Consider the following 26,364-nt stretch of genomic DNA (forward strand, 5'->3'; position numbering starts at 1 on the left):
CATTGACTATAGATGCATCATGAAAAACGTGAAGCCGAAATTGCCGGGCGAGCCCGCGAAAACGAAGCCAGCGACGGGCCGCCGCGCCCCGCGTACCTCAGGCGTCTACAGTCGCGAGGAAATCTCCGAGATCTTCCGACGCTTCTCGATCCAGCGGCCGGAGCCGAAGGGGGAACTGGAGCACGTCAATCCCTTTACCCTGGTGGTTGCCGTCGCCCTGTCGGCGCAGGCGACTGATGCCGGCGTCAACCGGGCAACCCGGGCACTTTTCGCCGTTGCCGACACGCCGAAAAAAATGCTGGCCCTCGGCGAGGAGAAGGTCCGCGACTACATCAAGACCATCGGCCTTTTCCGCAACAAGGCCAGGAACGTCATCGCGCTCAGCGAAAAGCTGATCACCGATTTCGGCGGCGAAGTCCCGCGCACGCGGGAGGAGCTGGTAACGCTGCCGGGCGTCGGGCGAAAGACCGCCAACGTCGTGCTGTCGATGGCCTTCGGCCAAGCGACGATCGCCGTCGACACCCATATCCTTCGCATCGCCAACCGCCTCTGTCTGGCACCGGGCAAGACCCCTGATGAGGTCGAGGCGAAGCTCTCGCGCATCATTCCCAACGAATATCTCTACCATGCGCATCACTGGCTGATCCTGCATGGCCGCTATTGCTGCAAGGCGCGCAAGCCGGAATGCGAGCGCTGCGTCATTGCCGATATCTGCAAGGCACCGGAAAAGACCTGCGATATCCCGGCGCCGCTGGTCGAGTTGCCGCAACAAGTTCTTCCGGTCGCCGGCTGACGCGCGTCTTATATCTGTCTGCGCTGTCGGCCCGAGACTGACTCATGCGGAGATCAGTCGGTCGATCAGATGGCCGATGGCGTCGACGTAGACCTCTGTCGGCGCGCCTTCGGCAATCTCCAGCACGGCGCGGTCGAAGGCGGCTGACAGCAGCGTCGCCATTGCCGTCAAGGCGGCCTGATCGTGGACCTGCGGCGCCATCGCCTCCGCCAGGCCCTCTTCCAGCGTTCTCTGGGCGTTGGCCGCGTCGATCGTCGCCATTTCCCGTGTGCCGAGCACGGCCGGGCCGTCGAGCAGTAGAATGCGGATTCTGCCCGGCTCCGCCATGGCGTCGAAGAAGGCGCGCGCGCCTGTTATCAGCGCCTCGCGCGGCGTCAGGCGGTCGAATGTCGCTTCCTCGATCCTCGCCGCCACGGCACTGGATTCCCGCTCGGCGACGGCGCGAAACAGTGCCCTCTTGTCTTCGAAGTGGTGGTAGAGCGCACCGCGCGTCATGCCGGCGGCAGCCACGATGTCCGGCGTCGACGTTTCTGCATATCCCCTCGCGACGAAGAGACCGTGGGCAGCATCGAGGATCGCGGCGCGCGTCGTGTCGGAGCGCTCGCGATTGGAGCGGCGCGAGGATTTTATTTGCATACATTCAGCCTGTATGTTAATTCAAAAATACATGCAGACTGTATGATGATGCGAGCGCGAGGGAAAGCCCCCATGAAATCGACGAGCTACTATCCTGTGATCATGACATCAGACGTTGCAGCAACCGCGGCATTCTACATCGACAACTTTCGCTTCCAGGCGCTGTTCACCAGCGACTGGTACATGCATCTGCAGTCGACGGAATCCGAGACGGTGACGCTCGCCGTCCTCGACTATCGCCATGAAACCATCCCGGAGCGTGCCCGCGCGCCGGTCAGTGGCCTGCTCCTCAACTTCGAAGTCGAGGATCCCGACGCAGTCTATGCCGATTGCCAGGCAGCAGGTCTGCCGATCCTGAAGGCGATCTGCGACGAAGATTTCGGCCAGCGCCACTTCATCACCGCCGATCCCAATGGCGTTCTGATCGACGTCATCAAGCCGATCCCGCCGAGCGCCGAGTTCGCCGCCGCCTATGAGGCAAGCGCATTACCAGCGGAATGATCGCAGCCACGCGTGTTTTGTCTTCCAAATGGCTGGAAAACCGCTATTAACGAACACCGGCCATTAGGGAAACTGGACGGAGTTCATGACAAAATACGACGTGCTGACGATCGGCAATGCGATCGTGGATATCATTGCGCGCTGCGATGACGGCTTTCTGAGTGAAAACGGCATCATCAAGGGCGCAATGAACCTCATCGATGCCGACCGCGCGGAGCTGTTGTACTCGCGCATGGGCCCCGCCGTCGAAGCTTCCGGCGGCAGCGCCGGCAACACGGCGGCCGGCGTTGCCAGCCTTGGCGGACGTGCCGCCTATTTTGGCAAGACGACCAACGACCAGCTTGGCGAGATCTTTGCGCACGACATTCGCGCCCAGGGCGTCTATTTCCAGACCAAGCCGCTCGAAACGGTGCCGCCGACCGCCCGCTCGATGATCTTCGTGACCGAGGACGGCGAGCGCTCGATGAACACCTATCTCGGCGCCTGCGTCGAGCTCGGTCCGGAGGACGTGGAGGCCGATGTCGTCGCTGAGGCCAAGGTCACCTATTTCGAGGGCTACCTGTGGGATCCGCCGCGTGCCAAGGATGCAATCCGCGAGGCCGCCAAGATCGCCCATGAAAACGGCCGCGAAACCGCAATGACCCTGTCGGACAGTTTCTGCGTCCACCGCTATCGCGACGAGTTTCTGGAGCTGATGCGCTCCGGCACCGTCGACATCGTCTTTGCCAACAAACAGGAAGCGCTCGCACTCTACGAGACCGAGGACTTCGATCTGGCGCTGGAAAAGCTCTCGAAGGACTGCAAGCTTGCGGCCGTCACGCTGAGTGAAGAAGGCTCCGTCGTCGTGCGCGGCACCGAACGTGTCCGCGTCGGCGCGACGCCGCTCGCGCAGGTGGTCGATACGACAGGCGCCGGTGATCTCTATGCTGCGGGCTTTCTCCACGGATATACGACCGGTCGGTCGCTCGAGGATTGCAGCAAGCTCGGCAATCTCGCAGCCGGTATCGTCATCGGCCAGATCGGCCCGAGGCCGATGGTATCGCTTGCCGCTGCCGCCAAGCAGGCCGAGCTCGCCTGAGGCGAGCTGCAGCGCCGCGCACCAAATATGACCTATGTCAGAGCGGGCGTAGCCTTTATTTGAAGGCTTCGCCCGGATAGGCGCCCCAGATCTCGCTCTGGACGATCCAGCCTTCGACGCCCTGGGTTTCGATGTGGCACCAGTCGCCATTGCATTCACCCACACGGATGACCACGCCGGGCTCCATGCGCGCAACGATCCCTGCCGTGCTCTGCGGCTCGCGGCGCAGGTTGACGAAGACGCCTTCGCCCTTGCCGCGCATCCATGGCGCGGTGACGGCCGTGCGGTCGCCCGACAGAAGGGCCTGGTTCACCCAGCCTTCCGTGCCGTCGGCGTCGCGGATACGGCGCCAGTTATCGTATTCCTGGATGATTTCCACCGGTACGCCGGGCCTGAGGTAGCGGAACGCCACCGCGTAGTCGACGCTCGGGCCGATGCGCAGGTTGACGCTCTTGGCCTTCAGGCTGACGAAACGCGGCAGCGGCAATCCGCTGGCCCCCTTTGCGGCCTGGGCATGGGCACCCGACGTCGTGATGACCGCGCCGATGCAGGCGGCGATCAACGCTAACGAGAGTTTGGAAATGACGTGACGCATGACGAAGCTCATTTTCCGTGGCAACTTGCAGGCGCAGTTCACCCAGGGCTCTTGGCCGGGGCGTAAATCGCGGGGACGACGCAGCGAGTTTTGTTTGTCTTCCCGACCGGGTCTGGTAGAAATTGCGGCTACAGGGAGAAAGTATCGCCCAACTTGGTTAAGGACCCGTCAACAAGGCCCATCGCAGCAATGACAAGCAAGAAGAAGCCCAAGGTCTACATCACCCGGAAACTGCCGGACATCGTCGAAACCAGAATGCGTGAGCTCTTCGACGCCGAACTGAACATCGATGATACGCCGCGCAGCCAACCAGAGCTTGTGGCGGCGGTGAAGCGCGCCGACGTGCTCGTGCCGACGGTGACCGACCGCATCGATGCGGCGTTGATCGAGCAGGCCGGCCCGCAACTGAAACTGATCGCCAGTTTCTCCAACGGCGTCGACAACATCGATGTCGACGCGGCCGCACGCAAGGGCATTACCGTCACCAACACCCCGAACGTTTTGACCGAGGACACCGCCGACATGGCGATGGCGCTCATTCTCGCCGTGCCGCGCCGGCTCGCCGAGGGTGCGCAGATCCTGACCGATCGCAAGGGCGAATGGGCCGGCTGGTCTCCGACCTGGATGCTCGGCCGGCGCATTGCCGGCAAGCGCATCGGCATCGTCGGCATGGGCCGCATCGGCACCGCGGTCGCGCGCCGTGCCAAGGCCTTTGGCCTGTCGATCCACTATCACAACCGTCACAGGGTCAAGGCCGAGACCGAGGAGATGCTGGAGGCGACCTATTGGGACAGCCTCGACCAGATGCTTGCCCGCGTCGATATCGTCTCGGTCAATTGCCCCTCGACGCCGGCGACCTATCACCTGCTTTCGGCCCGTCGGCTCGCGCTGATGCGCCCGGAAAGCTATATCGTCAACACCGCCCGCGGCGGCATCATCGACGAGACGGCGCTGATCAAGTGCCTGCGCGAAGGCAAGATCGCCGGTGCGGGGCTCGACGTTTTCGAGAATGAACCCGTGGTCAACCCCAAGCTCATCAAGCTCGCCGGCGAGGGCAAGGTCGTGCTGTTGCCGCATATGAGTTCGGCGACGCTCGAGGGTCGCATCGACATGGGCGACAAGGTGGTGATCAATATCCGCACCTTCTTCGACGGTCACCGGCCGCCGGATCGGGTGCTGCCGGGTCGCGATTGATTCGCGACTGATCAAAGCGTCTTGCGCATCTCGATCGAGGTAGGCCGGGTAAAGCCCGGGTGAGCGGTTCTGTCGGTTTCGACGAAGCCCCAGGCCGAAAACGTCCTGTGGTTTTCGGTGAGTTCGATCCGTGTCAGCAGCCTCAGAGCGGCCAAGTGGCGGTCGCGTGCCGCTGCTTCGGCGCTTGCAAGCAACAGTCGGCCGACGCCTTTTCCCCGGCAGGTCGCGGAAACCGCAAGCTTGCCGATATAGAGGCAGTCGGTCTCCGGCTTGCAGAAGATGCAGCCGGCAAGCACTGAGCCGTCGACGGCGACGAAGCCAATTTCTGCCGAAGCCTTCTCGCTCAGCCCCTCAATCGTTAGCGCATGGGCCGAGGATGGCGGATCAATCCGCCCGTCCATATAGGCAAAGGCGTCAAGGATCAGGGCCAGCAATTCCTTGTAGCGATCGAAGGCAGCGTCGATCCTGATGATCTGCATCAGTCTGCGCTCCTGTCCTTGCGCCGGCGATAGCGGATGGTGCTGAATTGCGCCGAGAGAGCGTCATACATCAACAGCCGACCGACGAGTGGCTCGCCGATCCCGGCGATCACCTTGATGGCTTCCATAGCCTGCAATGTTCCGATGACGCCGGTGAGCGCGCCGATGATGCCGGCCTCGGCACAGGAGGGCACGACGCCCGGCGGCGGCGCTTCGGGAAAGAGATCGCGGTAGGACGGGTTCGGTTCGCCATCCGCGCCCGAGCGATAAGGCATCAGCACTGTAAGCGAACCGTCGAAGCGGCCGACTGCACCGGTGACGAGCGGTATGCCGACGGTTGCTGCCGTATCGGCGGCGAGATAGCGCGTGTCGAAATTGTCCGAGCCGTCGATCACCAGATCATATTGGCGCAACAGCGCCTCGGCGTTGTCGGCTGCCAGACGAAGGGGATGCCTCTCGACCACCACATGCGGATTGAGCGCGCCGATCGCTGCCGAGGCGCTCTCGACCTTTGTCTGGCCAATATCGGCCGTGCGGTGGATCACCTGCCGCTGCAGGTTCGACAGCGACACCACGTCATCGTCGACGATGCCCAGCGTGCCGATGCCGGCGGCGGCGAGATATTGAAGAACAGGAGCGCCGAGGCCGCCGGCGCCAATGACGAGAACGCGCGCCGCCTTGAGTTTCTGTTGCCCCCCACCGCCGAGTTCGGGCAGCATGATGTGGCGCGCGTAGCGGGCAATTTCCGATGATTCGAGGCTTGTACTAGTCATGAGCGGACACTTTCCATGATCGGCTCCATCATCCCGATACGCTTCCGTGCTCCACCGTCAGGAACCGGCCGCGATCGCCGAGCGCGTCGAACATCGCACGGTCCGTCCCGGTCATGAAGGCCTGGCCGCCAAGTCCGTCGACGAGATCGAATAGGGCGGCGCGGCGGCCCATGTCGAGATGCGCGGCGATCTCGTCGAGCAGCAGGATAGGAGCGTGACCGGTCATGTCGCCGACGAGGCGCGCATGGGCAAGAACCAGGCCGACGAGCAGCGCCTTTTGCTCGCCGGTCGAGCAGCGCTCGGCTTCCATGTCCTTTTCGCGGTGGCGAATCAGGAGGTCGGTGCGGTGCGGTCCGTCCAGTGTCCGGCCGGCGGCCGCGTCGCGCGCCCGGCCCTCGCGCAGCATGGTGAGATATTGTTCTTCGAGGTCGAAGGCTGGCTTGTGGCTCTCGTCGTCGAGGAAGCCCGCCAGCGCCAGGCGCGCAGATGGAAAGACGCTGTCGCCGGTGTTTCTCTCGACGAGCGCCGTCAGCAGACCCAGCATCTCCTGCCGTGCGAGCGCCATCGACACGCCGAGCCCCGCCATTTCCCGCTCGATGGCAGTCAACCAGGCCGGGTCGGGACGAAAGTCGCTGAGGAGCCGATTGCGGCTACGCATGGCACGGTCGAATTCGCTGGCGCGCTTCCCATGCTCCGGATCGAGCGAAAGCACCAGCCGATCGAGGAAACGGCGGCGATCGGCCGACGGGCCGGTGAAGAGCCCGTCCATGGCCGGCGTCAGCCACAGCACGCGCAGATGGTCGGTCAGCTCATCGACCGTACTCGCTGTCGTGCCGTTCAGCCGCAGGCGTCGTGATTGCCCCTCACTGGTGCCGGCCGTGCCGGTACCGATCTCGACCGGGCCTTCCATGCCCACGACTTCGGCAAAGACCGAGAAGCCGTCGCTTGCGCCGACGCGAGCGACATCGGCATAGGCCGCACGCCTGAGGCCACGGCCTGGCGACAGAAACGACACCGCTTCCATCAGATTGGTCTTGCCGGCGCCGTTCTCGCCGGTCAGCACGACGTGCCTCTGGTCGAGCGCCAGCGACAGCGCCGCATAATTGCGGAACTCGCTCAGCTTCAGGCGATTGAGAAAGACCTTTTGTGGCATTTCGGGTCCGGATTCGACGTCGGCGCCAGTCGCAGCGCCACGCGTCGAACAGGACGTGCAAAGGACGCTGCAACACTTGCTGCATAGCTCCATAAATCGATGCCGATTTAAGGAGCTATGCAGTAGGACGAAAGCGGGCTTTAAGGCAAGACGAAAGGTGACCTGAGTCATTTCCAGGCAAAATTGCGCGATAACGGCGGGGAAAGCCTTATAATCCCAGTCGTTCAGCGCTTTTCTTGATCGCTTGCGTACAATATGACAGCCGCATGACAATCCACGAACGGATATATTTGTGATGCTGGCTTGGTTCCGCAAACTCCTTCCCCGCGAAGACAGCTTTTTCGATCTCTTCGCGCAACATTCGCGTACCGTCGTCGGTGCCGCCGAAGCGCTCGACAAGCTCCTCGCCGGCGGCGACGATCTCGAAAAGCACTGCGACCGGATCGTCGCGCTTGAAGACGAGGCAGACGGTGTCACCCGCGAAGTGCTTCTGGCCGTTCGTCGCTCCTTCATCACGCCGTTCGATCGTGGCGACATCAAGGATCTCATCCAGTCGATGGACGATGCCATCGACATGATGCACAAGACGGTCAAGACCATCCGGCTCTACGAGCAGAAGACCTTCGATCCGGGCATGAAGGAAATGGGCGTCATCGTCGTCCAGGCGGCGCACCTGATCGCCGAGGCCATTCCGCTGCTCAATCGCATCGGCGTCAACCACGGCCGGCTCATCGCCATCGCCGAAGAGGTCACGCGCATCGAAGGCCGGTCCGACGAGCTGCACGACCAGGGCCTGAAGGATCTTTTCCGCCGCTACGGTGCCAACAATGCCATGGCCTACATTATCGGTAGCGAGATCTACGGCGAGCTCGAGAAGGTCGTCGACCGCTTCGAGGACGTCGCCAACGAGATCAGCGGCATCGTGATCGAGAACGTCTGATGGACGCGACGCTCGCCCTGCCGTTGCTCGTCGCCCTCATTGCAATCGCCCTGTTCTTCGACTTTCTCAACGGGCTGCATGACGCCGCCAACTCGATCGCAACCATCGTTTCGACCCGGGTGCTCCGGCCGCAATATGCGGTCATGTGGGCGGCGTTCTTCAATTTCATCGCCTTCCTGTTTTTCGGCCTGCATGTGGCCGAGACGCTCGGACGCGGCATCATCGATCCCGGCATCGTTACGCCGCTGGTGATCTTCTCGGCCCTGATGGGGGCGATCGTCTGGAACATCGCGACCTGGATCTTCGGCATTCCGTCGAGTTCGTCGCATGCGCTGATCGGCGGCCTCGTCGGTGCCGGCCTAGCCCGCACTGGCGGCGATGCCATCGTCTGGACCGGTCTCTTGAAGACGGTCGGCGCCATCGTGATGTCGCCGATGATCGGCTTCTTCCTGGCGCTGCTCCTGATCCTCATCGTTTCCTGGCTGTTCGTGCGCCGGACGCCTTTTGCTGTCGACCGTACCTTTCGGGTGATGCAGTTCGTCTCGGCGTCGCTCTATTCGCTCGGCCACGGCGGCAACGATGCGCAAAAGACCATGGGCATCATCGCCGTGCTCTTGTTCTCGCAGGGCTATCTCGGCTCCGAGTTCTATGTGCCGTTCTGGGTGGTGATCACCTGCCAGGCGGCGATCGCGCTCGGCACGCTGTTGGGCGGCTGGCGCATCGTGCACACCATGGGCTCGAAGATCACCAAGCTCAATCCGATGCAGGGCTTCTGCGCGGAAACCGGCGGCGCCATCACGCTGTTTGCCGCCACCTGGCTCGGCATTCCGGTGTCGACCACCCACACGATCACCGGCGCGATCATCGGCGTGGGTGCCGCCAAGCGTGTCTCGGCGGTGCGCTGGGGCCTTGCCGGCAACATTGTCATCGCCTGGTTCGTGACGATGCCGGCCGCTGCTGCGATTTCGGCGCTCACCTACTTCGCAGTCGATCTGTTCCTGTGACCCTGTCCGCCTCCGGCTGCAATGCCGGGGGCGGGGCTCGCGGTTGGGGAGAGAGCCTCCGCATTGGCGGTGGGACTGAGCGTCATGAGACGATCCAGTTCAGGGAACAGGCGTCCGACTTTCGGTTGCAAGGCTCGTCCGGGATATCCGGCCCGGTCGTGATCGCGACTTGGGCGGCGCCCATCAAGATGTAGCGAATGGGGGTTGCGCATGAACGGTCGCGCCCACAGCCGCGCAGCGGTTCACGGGTCCCAGTGCGGAGGATCGCCAAAGGTCTTCTTCAGATGATCGGTAATTGCCCGGAGCTTGGCCGACGGCCGTCGGCCCTCCGGATGGGCCATGTAGATGAATTCCGGCTCTGGGCGAAAACCGACATCGATCTCGCGAAGCCGACCGTCGCGCACCGCAGGACCGCAGATGAATGTCGGCAGCAGCGCGATGCCGAGCCCGGCGACGGCAGCATCGTGGATCATGTCGCCGTTGTTGATGCGCAGCGCCATGCGGGCGCGGATAACGGTCGAACCGGTCGGCCCCTCGAACCGCCAGTCGGAAGCGCCGCGATTGGTGTAGAAGATACCGCGGTGATCGTTGAGTTCCGCAAGCGAGGCCGGCGTGCCGTTGCGATCGAGATAGTCGGGCGAGGCGACCAGCAGGCGCCTGCTTTTGGCAAGCTTCCACACGACCAGCCGTGAATCGGCGATGATCCCGTGGCGCACGATGGCGTCATAACCCTCCGAGGCGACATCGACCCGGCGATCGTCGAGATCGAGCGTCAATTCGACCTCGGGATGTGCCGCCAGAAAGGGGTAAAGGGCAGGCCCGAGATGCAGATGCCCGAAACTGACCGGGGCGGCGATCCGCAATGGTCCGGTCAGCGTCCCGCGGCGCTCCGCCAGATCGCTGGCGGCGGCCTGCACCTCGCTGACGATCCGCACCGCGCGCTCGCGAAAGGCGATGCCATCTTCGGTGAGAGTCAGCTTGCGTGTCGTGCGATGCAACAGCGTTGCGTTCAGGTGGCGTTCCAGGTCCGAGACCCGTTCGCTGATCACGGATTTCGACAGCCGCAGCCGGCGCGCCGCCTCGCTGATCGAGCCGGCTTCCGCAACTGCGACAAAGGCAGCAATTCCTTCGATCTTCAGCATCGTTCGGCATTTCCGAATTCGAGTTCCATCATTGGCAGACTAATCCGAACGGCAATCTTCGGCCATATCTATTGGCAACGAAGGACGGCGGTCGATGGAAAGAAGACCGGTCCCAAGCCAACCCAACAGCCAGGCCAACCCAAAAGAAGGAATTCCATCATGCCACGTTTGCACAACAAGACCGCGCTCATCACCGGCGGCACCAGCGGCATCGGCCTCGAAACGGCGCGCCAGTTCATCGCCGAGGGTGCCCGGGTCGCCGTTACCGGCACCAATCCGAAGAACATTGCCGAAGCACGCAAGATACTCGGCGAAGGCGCCGTCATCATCCAGGCCGATGCCGGCAACGCCGCCGGACAGGCGGCGGTTGCCGAGCAAGTCAAGGCCGCCTTCGGCCATCTTGACATCCTCTTCGTCAACGCCGGCATCGCCAAGCTTCAGCCGATCGAAAAATGGGACGAAGCCAGCTTCGACCAGTCGCTCGCGATCAACGTCAAGGGCCCGTTCTTCCTGATCCAGGCGCTGCTGCCGATCTTCTCCAACCCCGCCTCGATCGTGCTCAACACCTCGATCAACGCCCATATCGGCATGCCGACCTCCAGCGTCTACGCGCTCAGCAAGGCGGCGCTCCTGTCGCTTGCCAAGACGCTTTCGGGCGAACTGATCGGCCGCGGCATTCGCGTCAATGCGGTCAGCCCCGGCCCGATCAAGACGCCACTGCATGACGGACACGGTGCCACGCCTGCCGAAAACAAGGAGATCGTCGCATCGATCGCCGCGCAGATCCCGCTCGGCCGCTTCGGCGATGCAAGCGAGATTGCCAAGGCAATTGTCTTCCTCGCCTCAGACGAGGCCGCCTTCACGGTGGGCGCCGAACTGATCATCGATGGTGGCATGGCCACGCTCTGATACTCACCTGTCTGTTGCCGCCGCGCGCGTTCGATCGCGCGTGGCGGCAAAGTCCTGTTCGTCATCGACGGCACGCCGCGGGCGGCGTTGGCAGGGCGCCCGGAGGAGAGTATATTCTTGAAACCTAATAAGTCGTCGAACAGTCGAGCGGAATGAAGCAGATCCCACACCGATCAGATCCGGGAGGAGACGATGACGAGTGTCAATTGGACGATCAAGGGTCGAGAATTCATTCATTGCAATTGCGCCTATGGCTGCCCCTGCCAGTTCAATGCGCTGCCGACCCACGGCAATTGCTGCGCCGTCGGTGGATTTGAGATCGAGACGGGCCATCACGGCGACACGCGCCTCGACGGCTTGAGATGCGGGATCATTGCGGCTTGGCCCGGTGCAATTCATGAGGGCAGGGGTGAGGTCGTGCCGATCGTCGACATCCGTGCCACGCCGGCCCAGCGCGAGTCGCTGCTGCGCATCATGAGCGGCCAGGATACCGAGCCGGGAGCAACCTTCTTCCAGGTGTTCGCCACCACCTTCGAAACCTTTCACGACCCGGTCTTTGCCGAGATCGACTTCGACGTCGATGTCGGCGCGCGGACAGCACGGCTGAATGTGCCCGGGTGGATCGTGGCGCGTGGCGAGCCGATCTTGAACCCCGTGACCGGAAACCCGCATCAGGCACGCATCAACCTGCCGCAGGGCTTCGAATACGACGTCTGCGAGGTTGGACGCGGGTGGGCCGACACGAAGGGGCCGCTGACGCTGTCCATTCCGGATTCGCACGCCCATTTCGCCAGCATGCATCTGTCTGAAAGCGGCGTGGTTCACTGACGCCCATGGCCGACACTGCGCTCGAAACGCTTTTAAGGCGCGACCGGCTCATCGTCGTGGTCTCGCTGTTGGCGCTGACCGGAATTACCTGGCTCTATATTCTCTGGCTGGCAGTCGGCATGGAGGCCATGGCGCACGTGCCGGCCTCTGGCGATGGCATGAGCGGCGACATGGCGATGGGCACAGACGAGGGCATGGCCATGGACATGTCGCCGGGTGCCATGGCGTCGATGGCCGACGTCGCCTTCCGTCCCTGGAGTGTGTCGACCTTCGCCTATGCCTTTGTCATGTGGGCGGTGATGATGGTCGGCATGATGACGCCTTCGGCAACGCCGATGATCCTGCTCTTTGCCCGTGTCGGGCGGCAGGCGGCGCTCGACGACAGGCCGTTTGCCGCGACCGGCTTTTTTGCCGGCGGCTATCTCACCGCCTGGGTCCTGTTTGCGGCTCTGGCGACGCTCGGGCAATGGCTGCTGGAGTCTGCTCTGCTGCTGACGCCGATGCTGGCGAGCGGCAGCCGTATTCTCAGCGGCATCATCCTGATTTCGGTCGGACTGTTTCAATGGACGGCGTTGAAGGACGCCTGCCTAAGGCAGTGCCAGGCGCCGCTCATGTTCATCCAGAGCCATGGCGGCTTTCGCCGCGATGCCGGCGGCGCCTACCAGTTCGGTCTTCTTCACGGCCTTTATTGTGTCGGCTGCTGCTGGGCGCTGATGGCGCTCCTGTTCATCGGCGGCGTGATGAACGTCCTGTGGATCGCGGTGATCGCGATTTTCGTGCTCGCCGAAAAGGTGGTGCCCGGCGGCCGGATGCTGTCCCGCGTCGCGGGAGCCGCGGTCGTCATGGCCGGGCTGTGGCAGCTTGCGGCCATGACGTGATCCTACAGCGCCGCGCGTCTTATTGGACGCGCAAAGGTCGCTGTAGCACTTTGAATTGCTGCATGTTTTTATCCTTAGATCGGATAGGATCTAAGGAAACATGCAGTAGGGGCAACCGCTGAGCGTCAGTCGCTCAGCGTGTCGAAGAAATCCTTCATCCGGGCGAAGAAGCCGGCGGATTCCGGATTGTTGTCCTTCGACGAGATCTGCTCGAATTCCTGTAGCAGCTCGCGCTGACGCTTGGTCAGCTTCTGCGGCGTCTCGATCTGCATCTGGATGTAGAGATCGCCGGTCTGGCTGGAACGTAGCACCGGCATGCCCTTGCCCTTCAGGCGGAACTGCTTGCCGGCCTGGGTGCCTTCCGGCACGGTCACGCGCGACTTGGTGCCGTCGAGCGTGGTGACGTCGAACTTGCCGCCAAGCGCCGCCGTCGTCATCGAGATCGGCACGCTGCAATAGAGATCGGCGCCATCGCGCTGGTAGAACTCGTGCGGCTTGACCGAGAGGAAGATGTAGAGATCGCCCGCTGGTCCACCGCGCAGGCCCGCTTCCCCTTCGCCGGAGAGGCGAATGCGAGTGCCGTCTTCGATGCCGGCCGGAATGTTGACGGAGAGCGTGCGCTCCTCGGTGACGCGGCCCTGGCCGTGGCACTTGGTGCAGGGATCGGTGATCGTCTGGCCGCGGCCGCCGCAGGTCGGGCAAGTGCGCTCGATCGAGAAGAATCCCTGGGCGGCGCGTACGCGGCCCGAGCCTTGACAGGTTCCGCAGGTCTTCGGGCTGGTGCCAGGCTTGGCACCGGACCCGGTGCAGACGTCGCAGGTGATCGAGGTCGGCACCCGGATCTGCGCGGTCTTGCCGGAATAGGCCTCTTCCAGCGAGATTTCCATGTTGTAGCGCAGATCGGCGCCGCGCTCGCGGCCACCCGATGAACGCCGCTGGCGCCCGCCACCCATCATCTCGCCGAAGATGTCTTCGAAGATGTCGGAGAAACCGCCTGCGCCACCGGCGCTACCGCCAAAGCCGTTGCCCATGCCGCCCTGCTCGAAGGCTGCGTGGCCGTAACGATCATAGGCCGCGCGCTTCTGCGGGTCCTTGAGCGTCTCGTAGGCTTGGTTGATTTCCTTGAAGGTCTTTTCCGAGGCGGCGTCGCCGGGGTTCTTGTCCGGATGATACTGCATCGCCAGTTTGCGGAAGGCGCTCTTCAGCTCCTTCTCATCCGCGTTCTTGGCAACGCCAAGCGTTTCGTAAAGATCACGTTTCATTCTTCAAAGATTGTCCTGTTGACAAGGCGTGCCAGCGCGGGGGCCCGGCGGCTGCCTGGTTACCTTGCCACAGGATTTAGTAAACCTTGAAGCGCGATACCATAGCCCATCGGGCCGCGGATGCGGTTTTTTGTCGGAAAAATGGCGTTTCTGCCGGTCTCGCGCCCGGTAGACCCGCTTTGGGTGGCACTCCTGCCCCCAGGGATGCTCTGTAGCGGCGGTTTCAGCGGCGCGGGCCTCACGGGCCCGACGTCCTTCAGAGGCTGTCTGGCGCAGGCGCCTGAGGGGTAAAAAGGCAACAAAAAAGCCCGGGTCGCCCCGGGCTTTTCCGTCTCTAGGAGAGGGCGACTTAGGCCGACCGCTTGCGATCGTCTTCGTCGTTGACTTCTTCATAGTCCGCGTCGACGACATCGCCGTCGCGCGCGGCGTCAGCGGCGGCATCCGCATGGGCGGCGTCCGTCTGCTGGGCCTCGTAGATCGCCTGACCAAGCTTCATGGAGACTTCCATCAGCGTGTTGGTCTTGGCCTTGATGTCTTCGGCGTCCGGCTCGGAAGCCTCGACGGCGGTCTTCAGCGCGGCAATGGCGTCGGAGATCGCGTTGCGGTCGGTTTCCGAAACCTTGTCGCCGTAGTCCTTCAGCGACTTTTCCGAAGAATGGATCAGGCTTTCTGCCTGGTTCTTCGCTTCCACGCCTTCGCGGCGCTTCTTGTCGGTTTCGGCATTGGCTTCGGCGTCCTTGACCATCTTCTCGATGTCTGCGTCGGACAGGCCACCGGATGCCTGGATGCGGATCTGGTGTTCCTTGCCCGTACCCTTGTCCTTGGCCGATACCTGCACGATGCCGTTGGCGTCGATGTCGAAGGTCACTTCGATCTGCGGCATGCCGCGCGGTGCCGGCGGAATGCCGACGAGGTCGAACTGGCCGAGCAGCTTGTTGTCGGCTGCCATTTCACGTTCGCCCTGGGAGACGCGGATCGTCACGGCCGACTGGTTGTCGTCGGCGGTCGAGAAGGTCTGCGACTTCTTGGTCGGGATCGTCGTGTTGCGTTCGATCAGGCGGGTGAAGACGCCACCGAGCGTTTCGATGCCGAGCGACAGCGGGGTCACGTCGAGCAGCAGAACGTCCTTGACGTCGCCCTGCAGAACGCCGGCCTGGATCGCAGCACCCATGGCCACGACTTCATCCGGGTTCACGCCCTTGTGCGGCTCCTTGCCGAACAGCTGCTTTACGGTTTCCTGGACCTTCGGCATGCGGCTCATGCCACCGACGAGAACGACTTCGTCGATCTCGGCAGCCGAAACGCCGGCATCCTTCAGCGCGGCCTTGCACGGAGCAACGGTGCGCTGGATCAGGTCGTCGACAAGCGCTTCGAACTTGGCGCGGGTCAGCTTCATGGTCAGGTGCTTCGGACCGGAGGCATCCGCCGTGATGAACGGCAGGTTGATTTCGGTCTGCTGCGACGAAGACAGCTCGATCTTGGCCTTTTCGGCCGCTTCCTTGAGGCGCTGAAGAGCGAGCTTGTCGTTCTTCAGGTCGATGCCCTGTTCCTTCTTGAACTCGCCGGCGAGATACTGGACGAGACGCATGTCGAAGTCTTCGCCGCCGAGGAAGGTGTCGCCGTTTGTCGACTTCACTTCGAAGACGCCATCGCCGATTTCGAGAACCGAGATATCGAAGGTGCCGCCGCCAAGGTCGTAGACAGCGATCGTCTTGCCGTCCTTCTTGTCGAGGCCATAGGCGAGCGCGGCAGCGGTCGGCTCGTTAATGATGCGCAGCACTTCGAGGCCCGCGATCTTGCCGGCATCCTTGGTTGCCTGGCGCTGGGCGTCGTTGAAGTAGGCCGGAACGGTGATGACGGCCTTTTCGACCTTTTCACCGAGGTAGGATTCGGCGGTTTCCTTCATTTTCTGAAGGATCATGGCGGAGATCTGCGACGGCGAGTAATCCTTGCCATGCGCTTCGACCCAGGCGTCGCCATTGTCAGCCTTGGTGATCTTGTAAGGAACCATGTCCTTGTCTTTTTGCGTGGTCGGATCCTGGAAGGTCCGGCCGATCAGGCGCTTGATCGCAAAAAGCGTGTTTTCCGGGTTGGTGACGGCCTGGCGCTTTGCCGGCTGGCCAACGAGACGTTCGCCGTCTTCGCTGAACGCCACCATCGAGGGGGTCGTGCGCGCACCCTCGGCATTTTCGATGACCTTCGCATCTTTTCCGTCCATGACGGCGACGCAGGAGTTGGTCGTTCCCAAGTCAATACCAATAACTTTAGCCATGTCGTTCTCTCCTTGCAGCGGACTGTCGGAACCCGGTCAGGCATTCGTGAGACAGTCCCTAACGGGATGGTCTTTGGATTTCTTCGCAGCGGTGGCTGCGCCGATGCGGCGTATATAAGGACCGGCGTTTCGGACTGCAAGGCATTCTGCGGGGCGATTGGGGGCAAAAGCAAGCCTGCGATTGGCGTGCGGCCTACAATAGATGCTCGACCCGCGGCAGGGGCGGCTGCAAACTGCCAGGACGGCGCCGTTTGCGCCGCCTCAGCCGCCCGTCAGGATATCGAAAAGCGTCGTGCGCTTGGTGGCGCCGGTGGTCTCGCCGACGTCTGCCGGCGGCACCATGCCGCCACTGCCCTCAGGCAAAGGCCGGGTCTGCTGCACGGCGGCCGAGCCGTCGACGCCTACAGGCGGCTCAGGAAACGCGTTCGGGTCGCCGGAAAGCATGTCGCCCGCCGCGGCAGGCGCACCTCCGTCATCGAAGACCGGCTGCACCCCGGTTGTGCCGAACAGCGGCGAGGGCGAAAGGCCATCATGTGCGGCCACCATGAAGTCGTGCCAGGCCTTGGCCGGAAGGCCGCCGCCGGTGACCTTCTTCATCGACTTGCCGTCGTCATTGCCGAACCAGACGCCGGTGGTGAGGTTCGAGGTGTAGCCGACAAAAAGCGCATCGCGGAAGGATTGAGTGGTACCGGTCTTGCCGGCCGCCTCCCAGCCCTTCAGACGCGCCTTCTTGCCGGTGCCGTTGGTCAGCACCCGCACCATCATCTGGTTCATTTCGCTGACGATGGCCGGATCGAGCACGCGCGGCGGGTTGTCGTAGGTGTTTTCGTAAAGCACCGTGCCATCGGCCTTCGAAATCCGGCGAATGACATGCGGCGTCGCCTTGAAGCCACCGTTCATGAACGGGGCATAGGCCGAGGTCAGTTCGACCAGGCTCACTTCCGAGGTGCCGAGCGCGATCGAGGCGTTGGCTTGCATCTCGGAATCGATCCCCAGGCGATGCGCCACCTTCACCACGTTCTGTGGGCCGACCTCCATCACCAGCTGCGCGGCGATGGTGTTTAGCGAGTTGGCGAGCGCGTCGGCGAGCGTAACTTCGCCGCGGTATTTCTGGTCGTAATTCTCGGGCGTCCAGTTGCCGATTCTGACCGGGCCGTCGTTGCGGATCGACATCGGCGTGCGGCCGATCTCAAGCGCTGCCGCGTAGACGAAGGGCTTGAAGGCCGAGCCCGGCTGGCGCTTGGCCTTGGAGGCGCGGTCGAACTGGCTCTCGGCGTAGTCCTTGCCACCGACCAGCGCGCGGATGGCGCCGGTGCCGTCGATCGAAACGAGGGCTGCCTGCGAGGCGTCGAGCTTGGCGCCGTCGCCCGCAAGCGTGGCGCTGATCGCCTCCTCCGCCTGCTTTTCCAGATTGAGGTCGATGGTGGTGTCGACGATCAGGTCTTCCTTGACGTCGCCGATCATGCCGGGAAGCTGGTCCATCACCATGTCGGCGACATAGTGTTCGGCACCCGACCAATAGCTCTTGGCCTTGGTCGGCGTCTGCGACATCGCCGTCTTGATCTCGCTGTCGGTAACGAAGCCTTCCTCGCGCATGGCGCCGAGCACGACCTGGGCGCGCTCTTCCGCGGCCTTCGGGTCACGGGCGGGCGACAGGCGGGAAGGCGCCTTCAACAGGCCGGCCAGCAGCGCCGCCTCGCCGAGGTTCACGTCGCGCGCCGATTTGTTGAAGTAGCGCCTCGACGCCGCCTCAACGCCGTAGGCGTTCGAGCCGTAGAACACCCGATTGAGGTACATCGCCAGGATCTGGTCCTTGGAATATTTCTGCTCCAGCCAGAAGGCGAGTAGCACCTCCTGAACCTTTCGTTCCAGGGTCCGCTCCGGCGACAGGAACAGGTTCTTGGCAAGCTGCTGGGTCAGTGTCGAGCCGCCCTGGACCATTCGGCCGGTGGTGACGTTCGTCAGCATGGCGCGCGCCAGGCCCAGAGGGTCGACGCCGAAATGCGAATAGAACCGGCGATCTTCGATGGCGATCACCGCCTGCGGGATATAGGGTGACATGTTTTCGAGCGACAGCGCTTCGCCGCCGGTCGTGCCGCGATTGGCGATGATGTCGCCATTGACGGAGAGAATCTTGACGTTGGGCGGACGCTCGGGGATCGACCAGCTTTCAGCACTCGGCATGCGCGCGCCGTAATAGAGCACCAGGCCGCCGACGCCCATCGCGCCCCAGATGCCGAGCACAATGCACCAGTAAAACAGCGTGCGCACGAGACCGATGAAACCGCCGCCTCCGCCCGAGCCGCGGCGCGTTCCGCCGCGCTTGCTGCGCTGAGCCTTCTTCTTGGGCGCAGGAGCCGATTTGCCACGCGCAGGTTTGCGGCTGCCGCCGGTCACGCGATCGCTGGCCTCGATGCGAAAATCGTCATCGTCTTCGGCGTTGCCGCCGAACGAGGGCTCGATCCGTTGTCCTGACTTGCCGCTTGCTGCCATGCCGTTTGGATTTACCCCTCATGCCGCATTGCGGGCGCCCAGTCGTCCGCCCCAGCAGCGAACGCAATCCTAAAGGCGGGGAAAAATTGATCGCTCGACCCGCCATGGCGATGCGGTGAACTTTAAATGCGGCAATTTAAGGGGGGGTTAAAAACCGAATTGTAAAATATGCATGGTCTTCAACAGCTTGCCGGATTTGAAGCCCCAGGCTTTGCCGCTTCGTTCGCGCACGCCTGCCAGCATCAATCGCGCGGAGCCACGCGCACGCGCCATCATCAACAGCGGAGGAATTGGCCGCAGTTGCCGCCGACGTGCACGATCCGGCATTGTGTCTGTGTCGATGCCGGCCCTATTCGGCGGCCTTTTCGTCCTGAACCACGCGATCGGTCTTTTTCAGGAGCACAATTTCTTCGGACGTCGGCTGGCTTTCCGTCGTGATGCTGGCGGTGGTTGTTGTCGTATCGACCGCTGCATTGGTCTTGGCGTGATAGGCGCATTCGGCAAATGCCGCGGAGGCGGACAGGCCGACGGTGGCCACAGTCACCAGAATGATCTTCATGATCTTCTCCTTCTCGCTCACGCGTGAAATCCTAACCTGCAACGCGAGCCGCTCGAAATCACGATTTTGTTCCGGCGGAGGCTGCGCCAGGGTTATGGAGGTAGATCGAACGTCGTTGCTCTACTCGATCGAACTCCTGAGCGGTGTTTCGCCGACGAGCTTCGCCTGCTTGCTGCGGTCTGGTTCGGTGTACTCGTAAAGCCATTGGCTGAAAGGCAGTCGCAGCAGGACGGTCTTTGCCAGCTTGTTGGTAGCCATCGCATCGCAGTCGCGCGCCGGGTAGGCCTGGCGGGTACACATCGCTTGCGGACTGTCGACCAGGCGGTAGCCGTGACCTTGAAAGACCAGTGTGGTCATCGCGGTCAACCGGTACGAACCGGGCGGCACAACAACGAGGCGCAGGCTGGCAAGCCAGGTCGTCAGAATCAGGAGAACGATGATCGCGGTCGGGACCTGGAGCAATAACTTCAAGAAAGAGCCTGCAATTCCTAGGTGCAATGGCATCTAAGGAACCAAAAACGCCCGCATGTCTAGGAAGATGTGCGCCGTCATATCGGCTATCTCCAGTTGTGGTTTGCAACCTTTAACGCCAATCGCCACTCATATACGCAACCGGTAATAGATTGCGGACATGATTTTGGGTGAAAATTGTGCGATGCAACAAATCCGCCCTTGAAAATATTGCGACGCATGATTATTGTAACACTTATCGAAGCGCTGCACCTCCTCCCGCGGCGCCCGATGCGGATCGGTGGCACTCCTCCTCCCAGTCACCGGTCAAGTTTGAGAGCCCCGTGCACCTCCTCCCGCGCGGGGCTCTTTTCATGTCTGGACCCCCGCGCTCGTAACGAAAGCACCTGAACGGCGACGCAGATTTTGCTGGTCCTGTCGGTGTTGCGGGTGTATCGGCGCGGTTCATGGGCTCCAAGGCAAACGGCTATATCTACGCGCTCCTCGCCATCGTTATCTTTGCGATCCAGGACGGCATCTCCAAACATCTGGGCAGTGTCTATCCGCCGGTCTTCGTGGCGATGATCCGCTATTGGGCCTTTGCCCTGTTCGCCGTGGCGCTGGCCGCCCGCGCAACGGGAGGGCTCAAGCTGACGGCGACGACGAAACAGCCATTGCTTCAGGTACTGCGCGGGCTGCTGCTGCCGCTGCAGATCGTCATGATCATTACCTCTTTCACGATGGTTGGGCTGGCGCATTCGCAGGCGATCCTTTCAGCGACACCGCTGTTCGTAGCGCTTCTGTCGATGCCGCTTCTGGGCGAGCGTGTCGGCTGGCGCCGATGGCTGGCAATCTCGGTTGGGCTCATCGGCGTACTTCTGATCCTGAAACCGGCCGAAGGCGCGTTCGAACTCACATTCCTGTTGCCCTTGGCCGCAGCACTTGTCTTTGCCCTCTATGTCATCGTCACGCGGCTGGTCAGCCGCGACGATCCGGCGATGACGAGCTTCTTCTACACCGGCATCGTCGGCGCCGTGGCGATCAGCCTTGTCGGCCCATTCTTCTGGACGACGCTGTCGCCACCCGATTGGGGTTGGATGCTGCTCTTGTGCCTCACGGGAACCACGAGCCATTATTTCCTCATCCGTGCCTATGACGTGCTGGACGCGGTCGCCGTCCAGCCTCTGACCTATCTGCAGCTGGTCTTCGCGTCGATCATGGGCGTCAGCCTCTTCGGTGAGACGCTGACCACCAACATGGTTGCCGGCTCGGTGCTCGTGGTTGCGGCCGGCATCTTCACCGTCTGGCGCGAGCGCGTCGTTGCCCGCCGCAAGGCGGGCCTGCCGTCGACCTGACGCGATATCGATATTTTGGCGAATCTTGCTATGGCTTCGCCTTGATGTTGTGCTCGGTTGGCTGCCCCAAAAGCCGATCAGGAGGAGTGCCATGACGTTTCCGTCCGCCGCCGTGCTGGTGTTTTCGACGCTCGCTGCCGTGAATTCCGAAGCTCTGGCGCAGGACAACGTCGCCTATATCGACGACCGATCGGATGGTGCAGCAGTCGTTCGCTCGCTCTACAACGCCATCAATCGCAAGGAATATGCGCGCGCCTACGGTTATTTCGGCGAATCGAAACCGGTTGGCGGTTACAGGACTTTCACGCGCGGTTACGACCGCACCGTTTCGGTCGAAATAAAGCTCGGCAAGGTGAAGACCGAGGCCGGCGCCGGCAGCATCTATTCGGCTGTTCCGGTGGCGGTGAAGTCGATCGAAAAACGTTCGCGGGTACGCTTCTTCGCCGGCTGCTACGTGACGCGGATCATCAATCCTTCGCTGCAGGTGCCGCCGTTCACGCCCTATCAGATCGAAGCGGCGCGCCTCAAGGAAGTGAAGGGACCGCTGGAGGCGGCCCTTCCGACCGTCTGCAACGCCCCGTGACGACGACCTCTACTGAATAGGTCCGCGCCGCTCCGCAAGGAATCTTGACCGTTCGAACACCAGGATTACGGCGAGCGCCATGATGAACGGGATGACGAGATAGAGGATCCGGAAGATCGCCAGCGCCGCCAGCACGTCGGCCGGATCCATTTCCGGCAGGGCGGCGATGAAGACGAGCTCAAGAACGCCAAGTCCGCCCGGCGCGTGCGACAAGAGTGCTGCCGAAAACGACGCCAGAAAGATCCCGAGAATGACGATGAAACCCGGATTGCCGGCTTCCGGCAGGGCGAAATAGATGATCCCGGCGGCACCGATCAGCTCGACCGGCGCGATCACCAGCTGCCGCAGCACGATCGAGGGCTTGGGATAATGCAGCTGGAACCAGCGTGTGCGGATCGACGGCAGGCCGACGAGGCTGCCGATCACATAGAGCGCGATCACGACCAGGATCAGCACGCCCGTCGTCAGCGACATTTCGACCGGCAGGAACTCGGCGAACCGCTCGATGATCTCCGGTTTGACCAGAAGCACGATCGCCGAGAGCATCAGGGTGCCGAGCGTAAAGGTGAACGAGCAGAAGGCGACGAGCACGCCGACTTCGCCCGGCGTCAGCCCTTTCGATCGGTAGGCCCGGTAGCGCACGACAGCGCCCGAAAAGACGGAGGCGCCAAGATTGTGCGAGAGCGCATAGGTGGTGAACGAGCAGACGGTGATGAACCACAGCGAGATACGATGGCCGAGGTGATCGAGCGCCAGCTTGTCGTAGCCGGCAAGTGCTGCATAGGCGACCAGCGTTGCGCCGATCGCCAGCAGCCAGCTTCTCAGGGAAATCGCCTTGAAGCTGGCGATGAATTCGTCCAGCGAGAGGCCGCTCAGCTCGTGATAGAGCGCATGCACCGAAAAGATGATCGCCGCCAGCCCGACGACGGGCCAGAAATACGCGCGCAGCCTGCTCATACCGGTGTCGCGATCGCTGCAACAATCTTGGCCGAAGGCCCTTTCGACGGCGTCGCCTTTATCTCGGGACGCATCTGTTCATGAAAGCAGCCGCGATCGCGGCTCCAGCCCGTCACAGTTTCGCGTCCGGAACGCGACGTCTCGGTCCTCACACTTGCCAACGATCCAATTTCCCATTCTGATTTGTTTTGCAAAAGGGAAGCATCTGAGGTCGAGCAGGTCAAGGATCGATGCCCCGGCAGGGGCCGGTGTTTGGTCAAGAAATCGCGAACACGACACGGTAAAGCGGAGGCGGGCGGATGCAGAACGATGAGGAAAAGCCGATCGAGCCGGTTTTTCGCAATGGAACGGTGACGGTCGTCGGCGTGGTGCTGTCGTTTTCGCTGGGCTTTCTCACCCAGTGGGCAGCCAATCCGGTGCCATGGAATATGGGCGATCTTCCCGCCGTCATCCTGTTGGCGATCGGCATCCTTTTGCAGATGCATGCGCTCTGGGACTTTCTGCAGCTGCGGTCGCTGCAGCCAAAGGTCTACGGTCAGGCGACGCGCATCTTCTTCATCGGCGTAGTGGTTACCGGCAGCGGCGTGTTTGCAGCGCTTGTCGCCGACTTTGTCGTGATGATCTCGAAAGCGGGGTGATGGTCGTGGCGGGCTGACCCGCCACGACGTCGTTCGATATCAGGCGGCAAGCGCGTTCAGGATGCGGATCCAGGAACGAATGCCCTTGTGATAGGATTGCAGCTCGTATTTCTCGTTCGGCGAATGGATGCGGTCGTCCGAAAGGCCGAAGCCGACGAGCAGCGATTCCATGCCGAGCATCTTCTGGAAGTCGCCGACGATCGGGATCGAGCCGCCCATGCCGATGACCACGGCCGGCTTCGGCCATTCGTCGGAAAGGGCGAGCTTTGCCGTGTTGAGCAGGTTCGAATCGTAGGGCAGCTGGATTGCCGGCGAACCGCCATGGGCGTGAAATTCGACCGTGCAGTCCGCCGGCACCTTCGAGCGCACATAGGCGCGGAAAGCTTCGCGGATCTTCTCCGGGTTCTGGTTGCCGACCAGGCGGAAGGAGACCTTGGCGGAAGCCTGCGCGGCAATCACCGTCTTGAAGCCTTCGCCGGTGTAGCCGCCGGTGATGCCGTTGATCTCGGCGGTCGGGCGGGCCCAGGTGAGTTCGAGGACCGAACGGTTCTTTTCACCAGACGGGATCGACAGGCCGATTTCGCCGAGGAATTTTTCCGCGGTCTGGCCAAGCGTCTCCCATGCAGCCTTGATCTGGGCCGGGGTTTCCTCGACGCCTTCGTAGAAGCCTTCGAGCGTCACGCGGCTGTTTTCGTCATGAAGCCCGGCGAGGATGCCGGTCAGGATGCGGATCGGGTTGGCGGCAGCACCACCGAAATAGCCCGAATGCAGGTCGCGGTCGGCCGCCTTGATGATGACTTCCTCGCCGACGAGCCCGCGCAAGCCCGCCGAGATCGCAGGCGTGTCCCGGTCCCACATGCTGGTATCGCAGACAAGTGCATAGTCGGCTTTGAGTTCGGCCGCATTGGCTTCGAGGAAAGGTTTTAGCGACGGCGAGCCGGACTCTTCCTCACCTTCGAACAGGATCGTGACGCGGCAGGGCAGCGAACCGTGGACTTCCTTGTAGGCGCGGGCGGCTTCGACGAAGGTCAAGAGCTGGCCCTTGTCGTCGGCGGTGCCTCGGCCGGTGATGACCTTGCGGCCGGGCTCCAGCTCCTTGACGCCGGGTTCGAACGGATCGGTGTCCCACAGGTTCAGGGGATCGACCGGCTGGACGTCGTAATGCCCGTAGAACAGCACATGCGGGGCATCGGCGGTGGCGCCGGCGTGATGGGCAACTACCATCGGATGTCCGGGAGTGTCGCGGATCGAGGCGTCGAAGCCGAGGCCGTTCAGTTCCGCGACCAGCCATTCGGCGGCCTTGCGGCAATCGGCCTTGAAGGCCGGATCGGTCGAGATCGACTTGATGCGCACGAGGTCGAAAAGCCTGTCCAGGCTCTTCGGCAGGTTTGCGTCTGCGCGCTCGAGAATGGGGGTGATATCTGCCATCATGCATATCCTTGCTTCAAGTTTTGCCGGAACCTACTGCATGACGCCGCAAATCGGAATCGATTTCAGCAGCGAAATCATGCGGCCGTTCGACGGGCGGCAGCGATTTTGGCGTGTCCGAACGAACCCGCTCAGGTTGTTTAGAACCTCATGCGGGTGGATTTAAGCCAAATTTTTTGATGGAACGATTAGGGAGACGTGTTGCCTGTCACGCGGCACCGCCGTCACGCGCGGCATGGGCAAGCGCCATGCGCATGTATTCGAGCATGAGTTCGCGCTCGAATTGCCTGAGGCCTGATAACAGCGACTGATCGGCGGCAAGCGCTGCCTCCTTGGCCGCCGCCTCGATTTCCCTCGCCCTCTCGGTCAGGAAGATTTGCTGCGAACGCTTGTCCTGCGGATGTTTGCGCCTGACGATGAGCCCGTCGCGTTCCATTCTCGCCAGCGTGTTGGCCATGGTCGCCTGTTCGATGTCGAGCCTGTCGAGAAGCTGTTTCTGGGTCAGACCCTCCTCGGCCCATAGTTCCAACAGGACGGGAAACTGCCCGGGCGCGAAGCCGAGCTTCTGACCGCGCTCCTGAAGTGCACGCGAGAAGCTTTTGGCCAGCAGGCTGGCCAGGTAAGTCGCAGATTCCATACGGTTGAAGGCCATGCTCCAATGGGTACGCTCGAAGCGGCGCGAAGACAAGTTACAAAGCAGGCGATGGACTTGAGAAAGCCTTATCTCACAAGGATTTGACAAGGACTTGACCCAACCAACGAGAAACCGCCACGGCGCGGAGGCGGCGCCGTGGCGGTTCTCTGAAAACGGGACAAAGGCCCGGAGAGGGGGATAAGGCCTTTGTCCTCATCTGGTGCGGGCGGGGGACAGGCCAATCACCAGAAGACGGCATCACTCGGTGCCGTTGACTAAGATTTGAGGATTCAAATGTGGCTTTTCAAGGATTGGGCCAATGAATCGCACATTACAAATGCGTAACGTTTCTGTGAAAGCCGGACATTGCTCAAGCGCCCTTCGAGCGCCGGTTCCGCAAGGCAAAAATGACCTCCACGGCGCCGATCGCGATTGCAGTCGCCAACGCTGATTTCGCCACATCGCGGGCCGATTGATCCGGCCTGATGCACATGACGATAATGAAGGCGACGAAAAGTGCGGCCCGAGCGATCGCGTATTCGACCTTCTGCCACAGTGGCCACGGCGCGGCGTCCGCCCGTCTGAAATGGGCATCGAGCCCCGTCGTCGCAAGCAGATAGATCGGCGCAAAGACGGTCTTGATGACGACAAGGAATGCCGGATCGCTCAACAGCCAGGAAATGACGAAACAGACTCCGGCAAACCCTGAAAGAACAAGGTACTGTCTCAGTGCATATTGCACGTCATGCGGCATCGCTTGCTCCTCTGTGACAGCTGGACATTGTAGTGTTCGACGAGAAAACCGCAATGGACGTTTGGCTCACCCCGCG

The 26,364-nt window shown here is 62.2% G+C and carries 27 protein-coding genes; 12 read left to right on the forward strand and 15 right to left on the reverse strand.

The features are described from left to right. Positions 1 to 19: 19 nt before the first annotated feature. Positions 20 to 793, forward strand: coding sequence for an endonuclease III (nth, locus tag IB264_RS00210; RefSeq protein ID WP_025425415.1), 774 nt, complete (start codon positions 20 to 22; stop codon positions 791 to 793). 42 nt (positions 794 to 835) lie between these two features. Here nth and IB264_RS00215 read toward each other — a convergent pair whose 3' ends face one another. After that, positions 836 to 1,429, reverse strand: coding sequence for a TetR/AcrR family transcriptional regulator (locus IB264_RS00215; RefSeq protein WP_025425416.1), 594 nt, complete (start codon positions 1,427 to 1,429; stop codon positions 836 to 838). Between the two features lie 72 nt (positions 1,430 to 1,501). Between IB264_RS00215 and IB264_RS00220 the strand changes: the two genes are divergently transcribed. Together IB264_RS00220 and IB264_RS00225 are read left to right on the forward strand one after the other, a co-directional pair. Beyond that, positions 1,502 to 1,930, forward strand: a complete 429-nt coding sequence (locus IB264_RS00220) for a VOC family protein (RefSeq protein ID WP_025425417.1) — start codon at positions 1,502 to 1,504, stop codon at positions 1,928 to 1,930. Between the two features lie 85 nt (positions 1,931 to 2,015). Continuing rightward, on the forward strand, positions 2,016 to 3,008 hold the full coding sequence (locus IB264_RS00225; RefSeq protein WP_025425418.1) for an adenosine kinase: 993 nt from the start codon (positions 2,016 to 2,018) through the stop codon (positions 3,006 to 3,008). A gap of 55 nt (positions 3,009 to 3,063) precedes the next feature. On the opposite strand, the gene IB264_RS00230 is transcribed toward IB264_RS00225, so the two are convergent. Next, positions 3,064 to 3,603, reverse strand: coding sequence for an SH3 domain-containing protein (locus tag IB264_RS00230; protein ID WP_025425419.1), 540 nt, complete (start codon positions 3,601 to 3,603; stop codon positions 3,064 to 3,066). A gap of 189 nt (positions 3,604 to 3,792) precedes the next feature. Between IB264_RS00230 and IB264_RS00235 the strand changes: the two genes are divergently transcribed. Continuing rightward, entirely contained in the window at positions 3,793 to 4,797 is a 1,005-nt protein-coding gene (locus IB264_RS00235) for a D-glycerate dehydrogenase (protein WP_025425420.1), read from the forward strand. 11 nt (positions 4,798 to 4,808) lie between these two features. On the opposite strand, the gene IB264_RS00240 is transcribed toward IB264_RS00235, so the two are convergent. The 3 genes from IB264_RS00240 to recF are packed head-to-tail and all read right to left on the reverse strand — an operon-like array spanning position 4,809 to position 7,202. Then, positions 4,809 to 5,276 (reverse strand): GNAT family N-acetyltransferase, encoded by a 468-nt coding sequence (locus IB264_RS00240; protein WP_025425421.1) that lies wholly within the window; start codon positions 5,274 to 5,276, stop codon positions 4,809 to 4,811. Next, the gene (locus IB264_RS00245) at positions 5,276 to 6,049 is read right to left on the reverse strand and encodes a molybdopterin-synthase adenylyltransferase MoeB (RefSeq protein ID WP_025425422.1); all 774 of its coding nucleotides are present in this window, start codon (positions 6,047 to 6,049) and stop codon (positions 5,276 to 5,278) included. The genes IB264_RS00240 and IB264_RS00245 overlap by 1 nt, the downstream gene beginning before the upstream one ends. A gap of 28 nt (positions 6,050 to 6,077) precedes the next feature. Further along, positions 6,078 to 7,202 carry a DNA replication/repair protein RecF gene (recF, locus tag IB264_RS00250; RefSeq protein ID WP_025425423.1) on the reverse strand — a complete coding sequence of 375 codons (1,125 nt, stop codon included), beginning with the start codon at positions 7,200 to 7,202 and terminating at the stop codon, positions 6,078 to 6,080. Between the two features lie 295 nt (positions 7,203 to 7,497). Here recF and IB264_RS00255 point away from each other — a divergent pair, with 295 nt between their 5' ends. Beyond that, the gene (locus IB264_RS00255) at positions 7,498 to 8,142 is read left to right on the forward strand and encodes a DUF47 domain-containing protein (RefSeq protein ID WP_025425424.1); all 645 of its coding nucleotides are present in this window, start codon (positions 7,498 to 7,500) and stop codon (positions 8,140 to 8,142) included. After that, the gene (locus tag IB264_RS00260; RefSeq protein WP_025425425.1) at positions 8,142 to 9,146 is read left to right on the forward strand and encodes an inorganic phosphate transporter; all 1,005 of its coding nucleotides are present in this window, start codon (positions 8,142 to 8,144) and stop codon (positions 9,144 to 9,146) included. The genes IB264_RS00255 and IB264_RS00260 overlap by 1 nt, the downstream gene beginning before the upstream one ends. Before the next feature lie 242 nt (positions 9,147 to 9,388). On the opposite strand, the gene IB264_RS00265 is transcribed toward IB264_RS00260, so the two are convergent. Further along, positions 9,389 to 10,288: a LysR family transcriptional regulator gene (locus tag IB264_RS00265; RefSeq protein ID WP_025425426.1), complete on the reverse strand. Its 900-nt coding sequence runs from the start codon at positions 10,286 to 10,288 to the stop codon at positions 9,389 to 9,391. A gap of 159 nt (positions 10,289 to 10,447) precedes the next feature. Here IB264_RS00265 and IB264_RS00270 point away from each other — a divergent pair, with 159 nt between their 5' ends. The 3 genes from IB264_RS00270 to IB264_RS00280 all read left to right on the forward strand — a co-directional run bounded on the left by IB264_RS00270 (position 10,448) and on the right by IB264_RS00280 (position 12,903). Further along, positions 10,448 to 11,197 carry an SDR family oxidoreductase gene (locus IB264_RS00270; protein ID WP_025425427.1) on the forward strand — a complete coding sequence of 250 codons (750 nt, stop codon included), beginning with the start codon at positions 10,448 to 10,450 and terminating at the stop codon, positions 11,195 to 11,197. Between the two features lie 192 nt (positions 11,198 to 11,389). Then, positions 11,390 to 12,025, forward strand: coding sequence for a DUF1326 domain-containing protein (locus IB264_RS00275; protein ID WP_025425428.1), 636 nt, complete (start codon positions 11,390 to 11,392; stop codon positions 12,023 to 12,025). 5 nt (positions 12,026 to 12,030) lie between these two features. Next, positions 12,031 to 12,903 (forward strand): DUF2182 domain-containing protein, encoded by an 873-nt coding sequence (locus IB264_RS00280; RefSeq protein WP_107026809.1) that lies wholly within the window; start codon positions 12,031 to 12,033, stop codon positions 12,901 to 12,903. Between the two features lie 125 nt (positions 12,904 to 13,028). On the opposite strand, the gene dnaJ is transcribed toward IB264_RS00280, so the two are convergent. The 5 genes from dnaJ to IB264_RS00305 form a co-directional block, all read right to left on the reverse strand. Then, on the reverse strand, positions 13,029 to 14,165 hold the full coding sequence (gene dnaJ / locus IB264_RS00285) for a molecular chaperone DnaJ (RefSeq protein WP_025425430.1): 1,137 nt from the start codon (positions 14,163 to 14,165) through the stop codon (positions 13,029 to 13,031). A 349-nt stretch (positions 14,166 to 14,514) separates the two neighbouring features. Beyond that, positions 14,515 to 16,437: a molecular chaperone DnaK gene (dnaK, locus tag IB264_RS00290; RefSeq protein ID WP_025425431.1), complete on the reverse strand. Its 1,923-nt coding sequence runs from the start codon at positions 16,435 to 16,437 to the stop codon at positions 14,515 to 14,517. Between the two features lie 261 nt (positions 16,438 to 16,698). After that, positions 16,699 to 18,930 (reverse strand): transglycosylase domain-containing protein, encoded by a 2,232-nt coding sequence (locus IB264_RS00295; RefSeq protein WP_025425432.1) that lies wholly within the window; start codon positions 18,928 to 18,930, stop codon positions 16,699 to 16,701. Positions 18,931 to 19,279: 349 nt separating this feature from the next. Next, positions 19,280 to 19,510, reverse strand: a complete 231-nt coding sequence (locus IB264_RS00300; RefSeq protein WP_239637561.1) for a hypothetical protein — start codon at positions 19,508 to 19,510, stop codon at positions 19,280 to 19,282. A 99-nt stretch (positions 19,511 to 19,609) separates the two neighbouring features. Then, complete coding sequence (locus IB264_RS00305; protein WP_144239129.1) at positions 19,610 to 19,960, reverse strand: hypothetical protein; 351 nt, start codon at positions 19,958 to 19,960, stop codon at positions 19,610 to 19,612. Positions 19,961 to 20,406: 446 nt separating this feature from the next. Here IB264_RS00305 and IB264_RS00310 point away from each other — a divergent pair, with 446 nt between their 5' ends. Both IB264_RS00310 and IB264_RS00315 read left to right on the forward strand, forming a co-directional pair. After that, on the forward strand, positions 20,407 to 21,294 hold the full coding sequence (locus IB264_RS00310; protein WP_025425435.1) for a DMT family transporter: 888 nt from the start codon (positions 20,407 to 20,409) through the stop codon (positions 21,292 to 21,294). 91 nt (positions 21,295 to 21,385) lie between these two features. Continuing rightward, positions 21,386 to 21,877: a hypothetical protein gene (locus IB264_RS00315; protein ID WP_025425436.1), complete on the forward strand. Its 492-nt coding sequence runs from the start codon at positions 21,386 to 21,388 to the stop codon at positions 21,875 to 21,877. A gap of 9 nt (positions 21,878 to 21,886) precedes the next feature. Here the strand turns inward: IB264_RS00315 and IB264_RS00320 are convergent, their stop codons facing one another. After that, positions 21,887 to 22,834: a YbhN family protein gene (locus tag IB264_RS00320; RefSeq protein WP_025425437.1), complete on the reverse strand. Its 948-nt coding sequence runs from the start codon at positions 22,832 to 22,834 to the stop codon at positions 21,887 to 21,889. A gap of 299 nt (positions 22,835 to 23,133) precedes the next feature. On the opposite strand from IB264_RS00320, the gene IB264_RS00325 reads away from it, so the two are divergent. Further along, on the forward strand, positions 23,134 to 23,472 hold the full coding sequence (locus IB264_RS00325) for a hypothetical protein (protein ID WP_025425438.1): 339 nt from the start codon (positions 23,134 to 23,136) through the stop codon (positions 23,470 to 23,472). A 39-nt stretch (positions 23,473 to 23,511) separates the two neighbouring features. Here the strand turns inward: IB264_RS00325 and IB264_RS00330 are convergent, their stop codons facing one another. The 3 genes from IB264_RS00330 to IB264_RS00340 form a co-directional block, all read right to left on the reverse strand. Next, on the reverse strand, positions 23,512 to 24,903 hold the full coding sequence (locus IB264_RS00330) for a M20/M25/M40 family metallo-hydrolase (protein WP_025425439.1): 1,392 nt from the start codon (positions 24,901 to 24,903) through the stop codon (positions 23,512 to 23,514). 205 nt (positions 24,904 to 25,108) lie between these two features. Continuing rightward, positions 25,109 to 25,552, reverse strand: a complete 444-nt coding sequence (locus IB264_RS00335; protein WP_025425440.1) for a MarR family winged helix-turn-helix transcriptional regulator — start codon at positions 25,550 to 25,552, stop codon at positions 25,109 to 25,111. 352 nt (positions 25,553 to 25,904) lie between these two features. Then, on the reverse strand, positions 25,905 to 26,288 hold the full coding sequence (locus IB264_RS00340; protein WP_025425441.1) for a hypothetical protein: 384 nt from the start codon (positions 26,286 to 26,288) through the stop codon (positions 25,905 to 25,907). Positions 26,289 to 26,364: the final 76 nt, after the last annotated feature.

The sequence above is a fragment of the Ensifer sp. ENS11 genome, assembly GCF_014851895.1.
GTDB classification, from domain to species: domain Bacteria; phylum Pseudomonadota; class Alphaproteobacteria; order Rhizobiales; family Rhizobiaceae; genus Ensifer; species Ensifer canadensis.